A 15,325-nucleotide genomic window follows, 5' to 3' on the forward strand; every position below is an offset into this window, starting at 1 on the left:
GTTCGGTCCAAGCCTTGCCTCCCCTGTCCGATCCCCGCCGGTCCTGCTGCCTGCTCCGGCCCGCGCCGTCCTTGATCCGAATCAAGGACGCGTGAGGCCGGGCGGCCTAGTTCGGCCAATGGGAGCATCCCCCCGGGCCGGGGGGCGCGCCGTGCAGGGACGACGAACGGATATGGACCAGGCCACCACAGCCATCGCCGCGGGACCACCCGCGAGACTCGCGGAACCCTATGTCGAGGCGCCCATCCGGGCCTTCGCCATCGCCACCGTCTTCTGGGGCGTGGTCGGCTTCCTCATGGGGGTGCTGATCGCGAGCCAGCTCGCCTGGCCGCTGCTCAACCTCGACCTGGAATGGACGACCTTCGGGCGGCTGCGCCCGGTCCACACCAGCGCCGTCATCTTCGCCTTCGGCGGCAACGCGCTGCTGGGCACCAGCCTGTTCGTCGTGCAGCGCACCTGCCGCGCGCGGCTGTGGGGCGGCGAGGAGATGGGCTGGTTCCTGTTCTGGTCCTACCAGTTCTTCATCGTCATGGCGGCGCTCGGCTACGTGCTGGGCGTCACCCAGGGCAAGGAATACGCCGAGCCCGAGTGGTACGTGGACTGGTACCTGACCTTCGTCTGGGTGGTCTACCTGCTGGCCTATGGCGGCACGATCCTGCGCCGGCAGGAGCCGCACATCTACGTGGCCAACTGGTTCTACCTGGCCTTCATCATCACCATCGCCGTGCTGCACATCGGCAACAACATCGCCATCCCCGTCAGCCTGGGCTCCGCGCGCTCCTACACCGCGGCCTCCGGCGTGCAGGATGCGATGATCCAGTGGTGGTACGGCCACAACGCCGTGGGCTTCTTCCTGACCGCGGGCTTCCTGGGGATGATGTACTACTTCATCCCGAAGCAGGCCGACCGGCCGGTCTATTCCTACCGCCTGTCGATCATCCACTTCTGGACCCTGATCTTCCTCTACATCTGGGCCGGGCCGCACCACCTGCACTACACCGCCCTGCCGGACTGGGCGCAGACGCTGGGCATGGTCTTCAGCGTGATGCTGTGGATGCCCTCCTGGGGCGGCATGATCAACGGGCTGATGACCCTCTCGGGCGCCTGGGACAAGCTGCGCACCAACCCCGCGCTGCGCTTCTCCGTCGCCGCCGTCGCCTTCTACGGCATGAGCACCTTCGAGGGGCCGGTGATGTCCATCCGCTCGGTCAACAGCCTCTCCCACTACACCGACTGGACCATCGGCCACGTCCATTCCGGCGCCATGGGCTGGGTCGGCTTCATCACCTTCGGCGCGATGTACTACCTCATCCCCGTGCTGTGGCGCCGCGCCGGCATGTGGTCGGAGAAGCTGATCTCCTGGCACTTCTGGATCGCGACGCTGGGGATCGTCTTCTACATCTCCGCCATGTGGGTCTCGGGCATCATGCAGGGGCTGATGTGGCGCGCCTTCGACGAGATGGGCTTCCTCCAGTACAGCTTCATCGAGACGGTCGCGGCGATGCACCCCTACTACGCCATCCGCGCGCTGGGCGGCGTGCTCTACCTCGCCGGCGGGCTGATGATGGCCTTCAACGTCTTCATGACCATCCGCGGCGCGCAGGAGACGGAGGCGGAGTTCCTGCCCGCCCCGATCCCTGCCGCGGCCGAGTGAGCGGGAGGACACCGCGATGTTCCGCTGGTTCGACCACGGCAAGATCGAGCGCAACCTGATCCTGCTCGGCGTGCTGACGCTGATCACGATCTCCATCGGCGGGCTGGTGCAGATCGTGCCGCTCTTCGCCGTGGAGACCACCATCGAGCGGGTGGAGGGCGTGCGCCCCTACTCGCCGCTGGAGCTGATGGGGCGCGAGATCTACGTGCGCGAGGGCTGCTACCTCTGCCACTCGCAGATGATCCGCCCCTTCCGCGACGAGCTGGAGCGCTACGGCCACTACAGCCTGGCCGCGGAGAGCATGTACGACCATCCCTTCCAGTGGGGCTCCAAGCGCACCGGGCCGGACTTGGCGCGCGTCGGCGGGCGCTACTCGGACGACTGGCACGCGGCGCACCTGCGCTCGCCCCGCGCCCTGGTGCCGGAGAGCGTGATGCCGCCCTACGCCTTCCTCGACCGCCCGCTGCGGACGGAGGACGTGGCCGACCGCATGCGCACGCTGCGCGCCGTGGGCGTGCCCTATACGGACGCGATGATCGCCAACGCCCAGGCCGACCTGCGGGCGCAGGCGAACCCGGCGCTGGACGGGGCGGGGCTGCTCTCGCGCTACGCCAAGTCCCGGCAGGGCGTCTTCGACGGCGATGCCCGCGAGGTCACGGAGATGGACGCGGTCGTCGCCTACCTGCAGATGCTGGGGACCCTCGTCGACTTCCGCGACGTGGCCCCGCAGCAGATGCGCCAGCAGTAGGGCGGCGGCGATGGACACGCTGATCGCGATCTACCCGGCGATGCGGTCGCTGTGGGTGGTGCTGTTCTTCGTGCTGTTCGTGTGGGTCGTCCTGCGCGTGATGCGACCCTCGAAGAAGCGGGACTACGAGCAGATGGGCAGGATTCCCCTGCAGGACGAACCGCCCGGGGACGCGCGCCCCGGGAACGGGCGCCCCGGGAACGGGCGCCAGGAGCGCTGAGATGGCAGACAAGATCGTCCGGGACGAGGTCACCGGCCGCACCACCACCGGCCACGAGTGGGACGGCATCCGGGAGCTGAACACGCCCCTGCCGCGCTGGTGGCTGTGGACCTTCTACGCCACCATCGCCTTCTCCCTGGTCTGGGTGGTGCTCTACCCCGCCCTGCCCTTCTGGGGCATGACCGGCCTGACCGGCAGCATCGCCCGCGAGGAGGTGGTGCCGCAGATGGCCGCGGCCCAGGCGGAGCGCGCGCCGATGATGGCCCGGCTGCGCGCCGCCACGCCGCAGGAGATCGCGGCCGATCCGGAGCTGCGCGACTTCGCGATGGCCGGCGGGCGCATCGCCTTCGCCAACAACTGCGCCGCCTGCCACGGCGCGGGCGGGCAGGGCGCGCCGGGCGGCTTCCCCTCGCTGGCCGACGACGACTGGCTGTGGGGCGGCACGCTGGACGACATCCGCCAGACCGTCACCCACGGCGTCCGCTCCAACGAGAGCGAGGAGCAGCGGGTGTCCATGATGCCGCGCTTCCTGGCCGACGGGGTGCTGACGGCGGCGCAGGTGAACGACGTCGCCGAGGCGGTGCTGGCCTTCACCGGCCGCGCCACGGACCAGGCGGCGGCCACGCGCGGGGCGGCGGTCTTCGCCGAGAACTGCGCCTCCTGCCATGGCGAGCGCGGCGAGGGGAACCGCCAGTTCGGCGCCCCGCGGCTGAACGACCAGGTCTGGCTCTACGGCGGCGACAAGGCTTCCATCCTGCGCAGCGTCTCCTACTCGCGCGGCGGGGTGATGCCCTCCTGGCAGCGCCGCCTCGACCCGGCGGTGGTCAACATGCTGACGATCTACGTCCATTCCCTGGGAGGCGGCGAGTAGGCCGCAGTGTGATGAGCGAGGCCCGGACCCTGCACCGCCCGGCGGAATCCCCTCGGGCAACCCCCGAGGCGGCGCCGCCGTCCCTCTACGCCAGCCACCGCAAGGTCTACCCGCGCGCGGTGCGCGGGACGATCCGGCAGGTGAAGTGGGTGGTGCTGGCCCTCTGCCTGGGCCTCTACTACCTCGTGCCCTGGCTGCGCTGGAACCGCGGCCCCGGCGTGCCGGACCAGGCGGTGCTGGTGGACATCCAGCACGCGCGCATCTTCCTGTTCGGCCTGGAGATCTGGCCGCAGGACATCTACCTCGTCACCCTGCTGATGATCTTCGCGGCCTTCGGCCTCTTCGCCGTCTCCTCCCTGTTCGGGCGCCTCTGGTGCGGCTTCACCTGCCCGCAGACGGTCTGGACGGACCTGTTCATGCTGGTCGAGCGCTGGATCGAGGGCGACCGCAACGCGCGGATGCGGATGGACCGCGGCGCCTGGACGCGCGAGGTCTGGCTGCGCAAGACCGCCAAGCACGCCGCCTGGCTGTTCATCGCGCTCGCCACCGGCGGCGCCTGGATCATGTACTTCGCCGACGCGCCGACGATCGTGCGGGACTTCTTCACCGGCCGCGCCTCCTTCGAGGCGTATTTCTTCATCGCCCTCTTCACCGCCACCACCTACCTGCTGGCCGGCTGGGCGCGGGAGCAGGTCTGCACCTACATGTGCCCCTGGCCGCGCTTCCAGTCCGCGATGCTCGACGAGAACTCCCTCGTCGTCACCTACCGCGACTGGCGCGGCGAGCCGCGCGGCAAGGCCAAGGCCCAGGGCGTGGGCGACTGCGTGGACTGCCTCGGCTGCGTGCATGTCTGCCCAACGGGCATCGACATCCGCGAGGGGCAGCAGATGGAGTGCATCGGCTGCGGGTTGTGCATCGACGCCTGCAACGAGGTGATGGCGAAGCTGCACCGCGAGGGCGGCCTGATCGCCTTCGAGACGCTGACGAACCTGGAGGCCAGCAGCCGCGTCGCCGCCCCCCTGCCGCCGGGGCCGCAGCGCCTCGCCGCCGGGATGGCCGCGCGCAAGGCGCCGCGCTTCCTGCGCCCGCGCACCCTGGTCTATGCCGGGGCGCTGGCCGTCGTCGGCGCCGTCATGCTCGGCGCCTTCCTGATGCGGGCGGAGACGACGCTGACCGTGTTGCGCGAGCGCGCGCCGCTCTACGTCCGCCTCTCGGAGGGCGGGGTTCGGAACGCCTATACGCTGCGCGTCGCCAACAAGACCCGCGAGGCCGCCACCCTGTCCGTGGTGATGGACGCGCCGCCGGGCCACCTGCTCTCCGCCCCCGATGCGGAGACGGACGGCCAGGGCCGCCCGGTGATCGAGAGCCGCCCGGACACGCTGAGCCAGCTCCGCGTCTTCGTCACCCGCGGGCCCGGGCCGGCGCCGGAATCCGTCGCCGTCACCTTCAGCCTGCTCAAGCCGGACGGGCGCGTCGCCGCGCGCGAGTCCAGCGTCTTCCTGGGACCCAAGCCGTGAGCATGACCCTCGACCGTCGAACCGGCGACCGCGATCCCCACGGCTACGACCCCCGGCGCGGGCGCTGGATCCCCTGGGCGATCGCCGGCGGCATGGCCGTGGTGGTGGCGGTAAACGCCGTGCTGATCACCGCCGCCGTCACCACCTTCACCGGCATCACCACCAGCCACCCCTACGAGGCCGGCCGCGACTACAACCGCGTGCTGGAGGAGGCGGCGCGGCAGGACGCGCTGGGCTGGCGCGCCACGCTGCGCGTCGTGGGCGGGGTGCTGGAGCTGCGCGTCGCCGACCGCGAGGGGCTGCCCCTGTCCGGCCGGGTGGAGGGGGTGCTGCAACGCCCGGTCGACGGGCGGGAGCTGCCGCTCGACGTCGCCGCCGTCGCCCCCGGCCGCTGGCAGGCGGCGCTGCGCGAGGATCGCCCCGGGCTGTGGCAGGCGCGGCTGCGCCTGACCGCCCCGGACGGCGCCGCGCTGGACGTGCGGGAGCGGCTGGTCCTGCCGTGAACGCGCTCTCGCCCGTCCTGGCCGAGACGGCCGCCGCCAGCGCCACGCGCTGCGTCCATTGCGGCGGCGCCCTGGCCCCGGGCCAGGCGCGCTTCTGCTGCCATGGCTGCGAGGGCGCCTTCGCCCTGGTGAACCGCCTCGGCCTCGACGGCTTCTACCGGCGCCGCGCCGCGGCGGACGGCACGCTGCGCCCCGAGGTGGAGGCGAGCCCGGTGGAATACGCCGCCCTCGCCGTGCCGGCGGGCGAGGGCGCGTACCGGCTGGAGCTGATGGTGGCGGGCCTCACCTGCGGCGCCTGCGTCTGGCTGGTGGAGCAGGCGCTGGCGCAGGAGCCGGACGTCACCCGCGCCCGGCTGAACTTCTCCGACCGCCGGCTCTCCGTCGCCTGGAACGGCCCGGCCGCCCGGGCCGACGCGCTGGCCGCCCTGGTCGCGCGGCTGGGCTTCCGCGTCGCTCCCTGGTCCCCCGCCTGCCTGCGCGCCACCGAGGATGCCGAGGGCCGTGCGCTGGTCCGGGCGCTGGGCATCGCCGCCTTCGGCGCGGTGAACGTGATGATGCTCTCCGTCGCCGTCTGGGTCGGCGCGGACATGGGCGAGGCGACGCGAGCGGCGCTGCACTGGGTCGCGGCGCTGATCGGCCTGCCGGTGATCCTGGTCGCGGGGATGCCCTTCTACCGCTCGGCCGTCGCGGGGCTGCGGGCCGGGCGGGTCAGCATGGACCTCGCCATCTCGCTCGGCGTGCTGGCGACGGCCGCGATGTCCCTGTCGGAGACGGTGCAGAACGGCCGCTTCACCTGGTTCGACGGCGCCACCATGCTCCTCGCCGTGCTGCTGGCGGGCCGGGTGCTGGACCGCGCCGCGCGCCGCCGGGTGCGCCAGGCCGCGGCCGAGCTGCTGGCGCTGCGCGAGGGCAGCGTCACCCGCATCGCCCCCGACGGCACGGCCCAGGCCATCCCGATGGAGCAGGCGCGGGCGGGCGACGTGCTGCTGGTCGCGGCCGGGGAGCGGCTGCGCCTCGACGGCATGGCGGCGGAGGCCGTGCTGCTCGACACCGCCGCCATCACCGGCGAGAGCCTGCCGCGCGGGATCCCGGCGGGCGAGGCCCTGCCGGCGGGTGCCGTGAACATGGGCGCGCCCTTCCGCCTGACCGTCTCCGCCGCGGCCGCCGATGGCTCGCTCGCCGCCATGGCGCGGCTGCTGGAGCAGGCGGAGGCGGCGAAGGGCCGCTACCACGCGCTGGCCGACCGGGCGGCGCGGCTCTACCTGCCCATCGCGCACCTCGTCGCGGCGGCGACCTTCCTCGGCTGGTGGCTCTGGGCGGGGTTGCCCTGGCCGGCGGCGCTGGTGCCCGCCGTGGCGGTGCTGCTCATCACCTGTCCCTGCGGCCTCGCCATCGCCGTGCCGGCGGTGCAGGCGGTGGCGGTGGGGGCGCTGTTCCGGCGCGGCGTGCTGGTCTCCTCCCCCACCGCGCTGGAGCGGCTGGCCGAGGCGGACCACGCCGTGCTGGACAAGACGGGCACGCTGACCGAGGGCCGGCCGCGCTGGATCGCCGACCCCGCCATCCCGGCCGGGGTTTCGGCGCGCGCGGCGGCGCTGGCCCGCGCCTCGCGCCACCCGCTGGCCCGCGCCCTGGCGGCGGCGGTGCCCGGCGGGACGGTGGCCGAGGGGGTGGTGGAACACCCCGGCCAGGGTCTCGCCGCCGGAGAGCGCCGGCTCGGCTCCCCAGACTTCTGCGGCGTGGCCGGGGACGGGCAGGGCATGACCCTGGTCTACCGAGAGGGCGACGGCCCCGCCTGGACCTTCCGCTTCGCCGACCGCCTGCGTGAGGACGCGGCGGTCTCCGTCGCGGCGCTGCGGCACCTGGGCCTGACCGTCGAGCTGCTCTCGGGCGACGGCGAGGCGGCGGTGCGCGAGGCGGCGGCCGCCTGCGGCATCGACGCCTGGACCGCCAACGCCGGCCCCGAGGCCAAGCGCGCCCGGCTCGCCGCCCTGCGCGCCGAGGGGCGCCGGCCGCTGATGCTGGGCGACGGCATCAACGACGCCATGGCGCTGGCCGAGGCGCATGTCTCCGCCAGCCCGGCCGACGCCACGGACATCGCGCAATCCGCCGCCGACCTGGTGCTGCGCACCGAAGGACTCGCCGCTCTCCCCCACGCCGTCGCCCTGTCGCGCCGGGCGCGGCGGATCGCGCGGCAGAGCCTGGGCTTCAGCCTGGCCTACAACCTGGTGGCCGTGCCGGTGGCGATCCTGGGCCTCGCCACGCCGCTGATCGCGGCGCTGATCATGGCCTCCTCCTCGATCCTCGTGGTGCTGAACGCGCTGCGGGTGGGGCGGGCGCCGTGAACGCGCTCATCCTGCTCGTGCCGCTGGCGCTGCTGATGGGCCTCGGCGGGCTCGCCGCCTTCCTCTGGGCGCTGCGCTCGAAGCAGTACGAGGACCTCGACGGCGCCGCGAACCGAATCCTCTACGACGACCCCCCTCCGGGAGAACCGAAATGAACGCCAGCCAGGTCTTCTTCCTGATCCTCTACTGCGTCCTCGCCCTGATCGGCCTGTTCATGGCCGGCGCCGCGGTGGACCTGCCGATCACCGTCTTCGGCCTGTCGCTGATCGGCTTCGGCCTGCTCTGCGCCCTGGGCATCATCCGGCGCCACTACGACGCGCTGGACGCGGCCCGGGCACGGCACCACGCACGGTCGGCCTGATCGCACGGCGCTGCCCGGCGCCCCGGCAGCGGCCATGACGGAGGCCATGCCGCGCCGGCCACGTCGCCCCGTCCGCGCCGGGGCCGCGGCCCGTCGGCTGGCCTATGTCGCACGGACGGCGGGATGGCCTGATCCGTCGTGCTGTGGTGTTCCGGCGTCGGACCGGGAGGGGACGCCGTCCCCTCCACGGACCCTCCCCTGCCGGGGCCACAAGCGGGCCCCGGTCCCCGCTGGGAGTCTGGTGCTTCCGGTGAGCGTCCGCCTTCGGGCTGAACCCTGACGGCGCGCGGACAGGCGGGACTCCGGAATAGCTTTGAAGGCGTCCGCAAGTGCGGACACCGTACCCGCCGAGGAGCATGGCTCCTCGGCGCCGTGACCCCGTATCAGGCTGTCCCGCGGCAGCGCCCACTGGGTCCAGGGCCCGCAGGGTCCTGGCGGAGTGGGGGTACGGGGGCGAGGCAGAGCCTTGCCCCCGGGCCACGGGCACACCCTGCGCCGGCGCGGGTCAAGGAGCATCCTGCCGTCCGCATCAGCCCGCCGTGTCCCGCAGGGTTCCGGAAAGCCAGGCGAGGAAGCCACGTGCCGCCGGGGAGCGGGCCTTTTCCGAGGTGGGCACTGCCGCGATGCCTTCCGGGAAGGGGGTGAAGCCGCAGGGGGCGAGGAGGCGGCCTTGCGCCAGATCGTCGCGCACCAGGCGCCGTTCGACCAGGGCCACGCCGATGCCGGCGATCGCGGCCTCGATGCAGAGATGGGTGTGCGGAAAGGCCAGCGTGGCCCCGGCCTGCACCTCCGTCCCGCTACGCGCCTGCCACAGCTCCCAGGCCGCGCCGAGGTGCTCGTGCGCGATCCTGTCCCGGAACTCCAGGCGGCCCGGTGTCACCGTCACCGGGTAGGCAGGCGACCAGACCGGCCCGAAGGCGATCCCGCCCAGGGGGATGGCCTGCGCCTGTTCGGTCCGCGGATAGGAGGCGCGGTTCCAGGCGATCACCAGGTCGGCCCCCTCGTGCCGCAGCTCCCGTGCCGTGGTCATGGAGAGCCGCAGCCGTGTCCCGGGCTGCTGCTTCTGGAAGTCGCCCAGCCGCGGCACGAGCCAGCGCATCGCGAAGCTGGCCGAGCAGGCCACATGGATCGCGGGCGACCGCGCCTCGTCCAGCAGCCGTCCCCAGCCCTGTTCCAGGCCGCCGAACGCCGTGGCGGCCACGTCGCGCAGCGCCTGGCCGGCGGCGTTGGGGCGCAGGCCCGTGCCGGCCTTCTCGAACAGGTCGATGCCGGCTGCCTCCTGCAGCGTCCGGAGCTGGCGGCTGACCGCCCCGTGCGTGCGGCCAAGCTCTTCCGCCGCGCGCGTCACCGAGCCCAGCCGTGCCACCGCTTCGAAGGCCCGCAGCGCGGACAGTGGGGGGAGGCGGCGCAATCAGCCCTCCCTTCGTGAGAAAAACTCACCGATGCGTCAGATCAACTCGATAGTCCCCGCCGCCGGCATGGTCTAGCCCGGTGCCGCGCAGGGAGCGGAGGATGCAGCGGTGGCGGTGATCGGAAGCCTGGAGGAGCTGGAGGCGGTCTATGGCCGGCTGGAGGAGGTGGCGCCGGCCTCGACGGCCAAGGTGGCGGACCATGTGACGCCCGAATACGCGCGCTTCGTCGCGGCCGCGCCCTTCCTGGCCCTGGCCACGGTCGGACCGGAGGGGCTGGACTGCTCGCCCCGTGGCGACCGGCCGGGCTTCGTGCGGGTGGCGGACCCGCGCACCCTGCTCCTCCCCGACCGGCGGGGGAACAACCGCGTGGACAGCCTGCGCAACATCGTGCGCGACCCGCGCGTGGGGCTGCTGTTCCTCATCCCGGGCAGCGGCAATGCGCTGCGGGTGAACGGGCGTGCGGTGCTGGAGACGGAGCCGGCGCTGCTGCAAGCCTTCGCGGTGGAGGAGAAGGCGCCGCGCAGCGTGATGGTGGTCGCGGTGCAGGAGGTCTACTTCCAGTGCGCCCGCGCCATCCTCCGCTCGGGCCTGTGGAAGGCGGAGAGCCAGGTGGACCCGCGAAGCCTGCCCACGCCCGGCCAGATCCTCCGCAGCATGAGCCAGGGGCTTGTCGGGGGCGAGGAGTACGACCGCGGCTGGGCCGAGCGGGCCCGCCAGACCATGTGGTGAGCCCCATGCGCGTGTGGAGGACGCCCCCGATTGTCGCGATGATCGAGGGCTCGTGGGCGCGACACGATGCTCGGAGGACGGCCGCCGCCGGGGCGCACCCAGGCCCGTCCGGCGCCGGCCGCCAGGTCCGGACGGTGTGCCTGATGGCGGCGCCGATCGAGGCCAGGGCAGGGCGGCGGCCGGTGTAGCCGGCATCCGGCGCAAGGCTGCCAGGGCGATTGCGGCAGCGAGCCGCGACAAGGCGAGGGGGGGACGGGCCATGCAGGCGACGGGCGACGCGCTGCCGCGCGAGGCGGCGGTGGCGGTGATCGGGGCGGGGACGATGGGCGCGGGGATCGCGCTGGTCGCGGCCGCGGCCGGGCACCGCGTGTGGCTGCACGATGCGGCGCCGGGGGCGGTGGAGCAGGGCCTTGCCCGGCTGCGCGCCGATCTCGACCGGCTGGTGGCGCGCGGCAAGCTCCCGGCGGCGGAAGCGGCGGCGCGGCTGGACCGCCTGCGCCCCGCCCCGGCGCTGGAGGACCTGTCCCGGGCCGGGCTGGTGATCGAGGCGATCGTGGAGGACCTCGACATCAAGGCGAAGGTCCTGATGACCGTCGAGGCGCTGGTGGCGGAGGACGCCATCCTGGCCACCAACACCTCCTCCCTCTCCGTCACCGCCCTTGCCGCCCGGTTGCGCCGGCCGGACCGGGTGGCGGGGATGCACTTCTTCAACCCCGCGCCCGTCCTGCCGCTGGTCGAGGTGGTCAGCGGCCACCTCACCGCACCGGCGGTGGCGGAGACCCTCGCGGCCACGGCGGCGGCCTGGGGCAAGGTGCCGGTGCGCTGCCGCTCCACGCCGGGCTTCATCGTCAACCGCGTGGCGCGGCCCTTCTATGGCGAGACGCTGCGCCTGCTGGCCGAGCGGGCGGCGCCGCCCGAGGTGCTGGATGCGGTGCTGACCGGCTCCGGCGGCTTCCGCATGGGGCCCTGCGCGCTGATGGACCTGATCGGGCACGACGTGAACCTCGCCGTCACCCGCTCCGTCCATGCCGCCACCTTCGGCGATCCGCGCTACGCCCCCTCCCTGGTGCAACAGGCGCTGGTGGAGGCGGGGCTGCTCGGCCGCAAGACCGGGCGCGGCTTCTACGACTACCGCGACGGCGCCGGGCCGCCCGTACCGCCCGAGGCACCGCCCGGCCCGCGTCCGACGCGCATCGTGGTGGAAGGCGCACTCGGCCCCGCCGACCCGCTCGCCGCCCTGGCAGGGGAGGTTGGGATCGCCGTGGAGCAAAGACGGGGTGAGGGGCTGATCCGGCTGGACGGCGCGGTGCTGGCGCTGACCGACGGGCGGTTGGCGACGGAACGCGCCGCGGGCCGGCCGCTGGTGCTCTTCGACCTGGCGCTGGACTATGCCGCCGCCACGCGCATCGCCCTGGCCCCCGCCGATGGCACGCCGCCGGAGGCCCTGGCCGCGGCGGCAGGCTTCTTCCAGGCGCTGGGCAAGACGGTGTCCGTGCTGGACGACGCGGCTGGGATGGCCGTGGCGCGCACGGTGGCGATGCTGGCCAACGAGGCGGCCGAGCTGGTCGGCCAGGGCGTGGCCGGCGCGGCGGAGGTGGACCTGTCGATGCGCCAGGGCGTCAACTACCCGCGCGGCCCGCTGGAATGGGCCGATGCGCTCGGCGCCGCCTGGGTGGCCGGGGTGATCGGCCAGCTCGCCCGCGCCTATGGCGAGGACCGCTACCGCCCCGCCCCCCTGCTGCGCCGGCACGCCGTCACCGGCCGGCCCTTCCACGGAGCCCATGCCTGAGCGCGATGGCCGTCGTCAGCCGCCACCGCGAGGGCGACGCGCGCGTTGCGGGCCATCGGCCGCCCGAGCAGCGCCACGCGCCGAACCTCGCGGTGGAGCCGTGCGCGTCATCATCCTGACCGGCGCGATGCGTTGATCCGTGCCGGCGTGGCGCCCGTGGCCCGGGGGCAAGGCTCTGCCTCGCCCCCGTACCCCCACTCCGCCAGGACCCTGCGGGCCCTGGACCCGATCAGCGCTGCCGCGGGACAGCCGGATACGGGGTCGAGGCGCCGAGGAGCATGGCTCCTCGGCGGGACCGGCCGCCGCACTCGCGGACGCCTTCAAAACTATTCTGGAGTCCCGCTTGTCCGCGCTCCGTCTGGGATCAGCCCGCAGGCTGACGACAGCCCCACAGCACCAGACTCCCAGCGGGGACCGGGGCCCGCTTGTGGCCCCGGCAGGGGAGGGTCTGGGAGGGGACGGCGTCCCCTCCCGGTCCCACGCCGGAACACGCAGAACAGCGGGTCATCCCGCCGTCGGCCTCACCCCTTGCGGACGTTCCAGAACTTGATGAAGCCCGGCAGCACGCCCGAGATCTCCTTGCGCAGCACGGTCGGCAAGAAGACCTGCGCCACCGGGATCCAGGTGACGTCGCGCAGGGTCTGCAACTGCAGCTCGCGCGCGATGGCGCGGCGCTTCTCCTGGTCGGGTGCCTGGAACCAGTCGCGGTACAGGGCCTCGATCGCGGGGCTGTCCGGCCAGCCGATCCAGGCATCCTTGCCGTTCGCCCGGATGGCGGGAACCACCGTCGGGTCGGTGAAGTAGTCGCCGTCCGCGCTGACGGCGAAGATGCTCCACCCGCCCTTGTCGATCGGCTGCTGGCTGGTGCGGCGCTGCACGACGCTACCCCAGTCCATCGACTGGTAGTCGAGGTTGAAGCCCATCTTGCGCAGCAGGTCGCCCGCCACCTCGCTGGCGGCGTTGTTCACCGCGCTGTCCGTGCCGACCAGCATGACCACGCGCTCGCCCTTGTAGCCCGCCTCGGTGAGCTGTCGCTTGACGGCGGCGAAGTCCGTGCGCCCGGTCAGGGCCTCCAGCCCCGCCTCGGTCGCCATCGGCCCGCCCGGCAGGAAGATTCCGACCTTGCCGCCGCGCAGCGAGGGGTCGGAGCCGCCGATCGCCGCGGCGAAGTCCGCCTGGTTGATCACCGAAAGGACGAGGCGGCGGATCGCCAGGTTGTCGAAGGGCGGGTGCAGGTGGTTGAACTGGAGGAAGGCGACGGTCCCGGCGCGGTTCGTCACCTCCGCCTTCAGGGACCGGTCGCGGGCCACCAGCGGCAGCAGGTCGGGGATCGGCCGCTCCCACCAGTCCACCTCGCCCTGCTGGATGGAGGCGAGGGCGGTGGCGGCGTCGGGGATCACCTGCCACACGACCCGGTCGACGTTCACCTGCTTCGGCCCGCTGGAGAAGCCGGGCCTGCCGTCCGGGCGCGGCACGTAGCTCTCGGAGCGGGCATAGACCACGCGCGCCCCGGGCAGCCGCTCCTGCGGCAGGAAGCGGAAGGGGCCGCTGCCCACCATCTCCGTCACCGCCGCATTGGGATCGGCCGGCAGCACCCGCGCGGGCAGGATGAAGGGGGTATAGGGCGTGGTCTTGGCCAGCGCCTGCGGCAGCAGCGGGAAGGGGTGCTTCAGCCGGAAGCGCAGCGTCCGGTCGTCCACCGCCGACAGCTCGTCCGTCGCGGCCATCAGCGTCTTGCCGAAGGGGTCGCGCCGCGCCCAGCGCCGCAGGCTGGCCACGCAGTCGGCGGCGCGGACCGGCTCCCCGTCATGGAAGCGCAGCCCGTCGCGCAGGCGCAGGGTCCAGGCCTTGCCGTCCTCCGTGACCTCCTGCGCGCCCACCATCTCCGGCACCGGCTCGCCCGCGGCGTCCAGCCCGTAGAGCGTGTCGAAGATCATGAAGCCGTGGTTGCGGGTGACCGTCGCGGTGGTGATGCCCGGGTCCAGCACGGCCAGGTCCGCCTGCGGGATCACCCGCAGCACCCGGTTGTCCTGTGCCCGCGCCAGGCGCGGCGCCGCCAGCAGGGCCGCACCGCCGACCAGAAAGCCACGCCTGTCCATGCCGCATCCTCCCCTGCCGCCGGGTTGTCCCGGTTGGCCAGTCCGGGGGTGTCTAGCCGCAGCGCGCGCCGCCCGCCAAGCCCGGGTTTCCTGGCGCGGCACGGGCGCCGATCATGCCGCCCCTGCATCGGAAGGGGGCGGGCAGTGCCGATGGCGGGCCATGACGTGGACTGGGTGACGCTGCGCCTGTTCCTGGCGGCGCTGGAGCTGGGCAGCATCGCCCGGGCGGCCCGGCACTGCGGCATCGCGCATTCGGCGGCGGCGAAGCGGCTGCGCGTGCTGGAGGCGGACCACCGCCTCGCCCTGCTCGAACGCGGCGCGCGGGGCGTCCGCCCGACCCCGGCCGGCGAGGCGCTGGCGCAGCATGCCCGGGCGCTGTTCGACCTCTCCGCCCGCATGTCCGCCGACCTGCGCGCCTTCGCCGCCGGCGGCCGGGGCAGCGTGCGGCTGCACGCCGCGCCTTCGGTGATCGCGGGGCACGGGGTGGGGGAGCTGCTGGCCGGCTTCCGCTCGGCCAGCCCGGGCATCCGGGTGGAGCTGCGCGAGGGCAACAGCCTCGCCATCCTGCACGACCTGTCGGAGGGGCGGGCGGATCTCGGCCTCATCACCGGCGCCAGCGAGGTGCCGGCAGGGCTGGAGGGCCATTCCTGGCGCCACGACCGGCTGGTCGTGGCGATGCCGCCGGACCATCCCCTGGCGGATTCCCCGGGGCTGCGCTTCGAGGCGGTGCTGGACCACCCGCTGGTCGACGTGCAGCGGGGCGCTGTCGCTGCTGCTGGCCGAGGCCGCGCAGCGGCTCGGCCGGCGGCCGGACCACCGCTTCCAGGTGGACGGGTCGGAGGCGGCGCGGAGCCTGGTCGCGGCGGGGCTGGGCCTGGCCGTGCTGCCGGAGGGGCTGGTCGGGCCGGGGCTGCGCGCCGTGCCGCTCCGCGAGCCCTGGGCCCTGCGCCGGCTCCGCCTCGTCTCGCGCCCGGCCGGGACCCTGCCGCCCCCTGCACGGCTGCTGCGCGAGCACCTGCTCGGCAGCGTGCGCCCGGCGCGCACGCCGGCTGCGCCAGACGGCGCTTCTCCCCCCTGAGC

At 73.8% G+C, this 15,325-nt stretch carries 13 protein-coding genes and 1 pseudogene; 12 read left to right on the forward strand and 2 right to left on the reverse strand.

Going from position 1 to position 15,325, the window contains the following annotated elements; translation table 11 throughout:
- Positions 1 to 172 precede the first annotated feature (172 nt).
- The 9 genes from ccoN to LPC08_RS21910 are packed head-to-tail and all read left to right on the forward strand — an operon-like array spanning position 173 to position 8,216.
- Positions 173 to 1,654 carry a cytochrome-c oxidase, cbb3-type subunit I gene (gene ccoN, locus LPC08_RS21870; protein WP_230450342.1) on the forward strand — a complete coding sequence of 494 codons (1,482 nt, stop codon included), beginning with the start codon at positions 173 to 175 and terminating at the stop codon, positions 1,652 to 1,654.
- 16 nt (positions 1,655 to 1,670) lie between these two features.
- On the forward strand, positions 1,671 to 2,402 hold the full coding sequence (gene ccoO, locus LPC08_RS21875) for a cytochrome-c oxidase, cbb3-type subunit II (protein WP_230450343.1): 732 nt from the start codon (positions 1,671 to 1,673) through the stop codon (positions 2,400 to 2,402).
- A 10-nt stretch (positions 2,403 to 2,412) separates the two neighbouring features.
- Positions 2,413 to 2,622: a cbb3-type cytochrome c oxidase subunit 3 gene (locus tag LPC08_RS21880; RefSeq protein ID WP_230450344.1), complete on the forward strand. Its 210-nt coding sequence runs from the start codon at positions 2,413 to 2,415 to the stop codon at positions 2,620 to 2,622.
- 1 nt (position 2,623) lies between these two features.
- Positions 2,624 to 3,493 carry a cytochrome-c oxidase, cbb3-type subunit III gene (ccoP, locus tag LPC08_RS21885; protein WP_230450345.1) on the forward strand — a complete coding sequence of 290 codons (870 nt, stop codon included), beginning with the start codon at positions 2,624 to 2,626 and terminating at the stop codon, positions 3,491 to 3,493.
- A gap of 11 nt (positions 3,494 to 3,504) precedes the next feature.
- Positions 3,505 to 5,010 (forward strand): cytochrome c oxidase accessory protein CcoG, encoded by a 1,506-nt coding sequence (gene ccoG / locus LPC08_RS21890; protein ID WP_230450346.1) that lies wholly within the window; start codon positions 3,505 to 3,507, stop codon positions 5,008 to 5,010.
- Positions 5,011 to 5,012: 2 nt separating this feature from the next.
- The gene (locus LPC08_RS21895) at positions 5,013 to 5,513 is read left to right on the forward strand and encodes a FixH family protein (protein WP_230453134.1); all 501 of its coding nucleotides are present in this window, start codon (positions 5,013 to 5,015) and stop codon (positions 5,511 to 5,513) included.
- Positions 5,510 to 7,855: a heavy metal translocating P-type ATPase gene (locus tag LPC08_RS21900; protein WP_230450347.1), complete on the forward strand. Its 2,346-nt coding sequence runs from the start codon at positions 5,510 to 5,512 to the stop codon at positions 7,853 to 7,855. The genes LPC08_RS21895 and LPC08_RS21900 overlap by 4 nt, the downstream gene beginning before the upstream one ends.
- Positions 7,852 to 8,010 carry a cbb3-type cytochrome oxidase assembly protein CcoS gene (gene ccoS / locus LPC08_RS21905; protein ID WP_230450348.1) on the forward strand — a complete coding sequence of 53 codons (159 nt, stop codon included), beginning with the start codon at positions 7,852 to 7,854 and terminating at the stop codon, positions 8,008 to 8,010. Before LPC08_RS21900 ends, ccoS begins: the two co-directional genes overlap by 4 nt.
- Positions 8,007 to 8,216 (forward strand): hypothetical protein, encoded by a 210-nt coding sequence (locus LPC08_RS21910; protein ID WP_230450349.1) that lies wholly within the window; start codon positions 8,007 to 8,009, stop codon positions 8,214 to 8,216. Before ccoS ends, LPC08_RS21910 begins: the two co-directional genes overlap by 4 nt.
- A 529-nt stretch (positions 8,217 to 8,745) precedes the next feature.
- Here the strand turns inward: LPC08_RS21910 and LPC08_RS21915 are convergent.
- The gene (locus tag LPC08_RS21915) at positions 8,746 to 9,627 is read right to left on the reverse strand and encodes a LysR substrate-binding domain-containing protein (protein ID WP_230450350.1); all 882 of its coding nucleotides are present in this window, start codon (positions 9,625 to 9,627) and stop codon (positions 8,746 to 8,748) included.
- Positions 9,628 to 9,736: 109 nt separating this feature from the next.
- Between LPC08_RS21915 and LPC08_RS21920 the strand changes: the two genes are divergently transcribed.
- Together LPC08_RS21920 and LPC08_RS21925 are read left to right on the forward strand one after the other, a co-directional pair.
- Positions 9,737 to 10,357, forward strand: a complete 621-nt coding sequence (locus LPC08_RS21920; protein ID WP_230450351.1) for a pyridoxamine 5'-phosphate oxidase family protein — start codon at positions 9,737 to 9,739, stop codon at positions 10,355 to 10,357.
- A 259-nt stretch (positions 10,358 to 10,616) separates the two neighbouring features.
- Positions 10,617 to 12,146 (forward strand): 3-hydroxyacyl-CoA dehydrogenase, encoded by a 1,530-nt coding sequence (locus tag LPC08_RS21925; RefSeq protein ID WP_230450352.1) that lies wholly within the window; start codon positions 10,617 to 10,619, stop codon positions 12,144 to 12,146.
- A 521-nt stretch (positions 12,147 to 12,667) separates the two neighbouring features.
- On the opposite strand, the gene LPC08_RS21930 is transcribed toward LPC08_RS21925, so the two are convergent.
- Positions 12,668 to 14,245: an ABC transporter substrate-binding protein gene (locus LPC08_RS21930; RefSeq protein WP_230450353.1), complete on the reverse strand. Its 1,578-nt coding sequence runs from the start codon at positions 14,243 to 14,245 to the stop codon at positions 12,668 to 12,670.
- Between the two features lie 150 nt (positions 14,246 to 14,395).
- Between LPC08_RS21930 and LPC08_RS21935 the strand changes: the two are divergent.
- Positions 14,396 to 15,323, forward strand: a pseudogene (locus LPC08_RS21935) (LysR family transcriptional regulator).
- Positions 15,324 to 15,325 lie beyond the last annotated feature (2 nt).

The sequence above is a fragment of the Roseomonas sp. OT10 genome (assembly GCF_020991085.1).
Taxonomy (GTDB): Bacteria; Pseudomonadota; Alphaproteobacteria; order Acetobacterales; family Acetobacteraceae; genus Roseomonas; species Roseomonas cutis.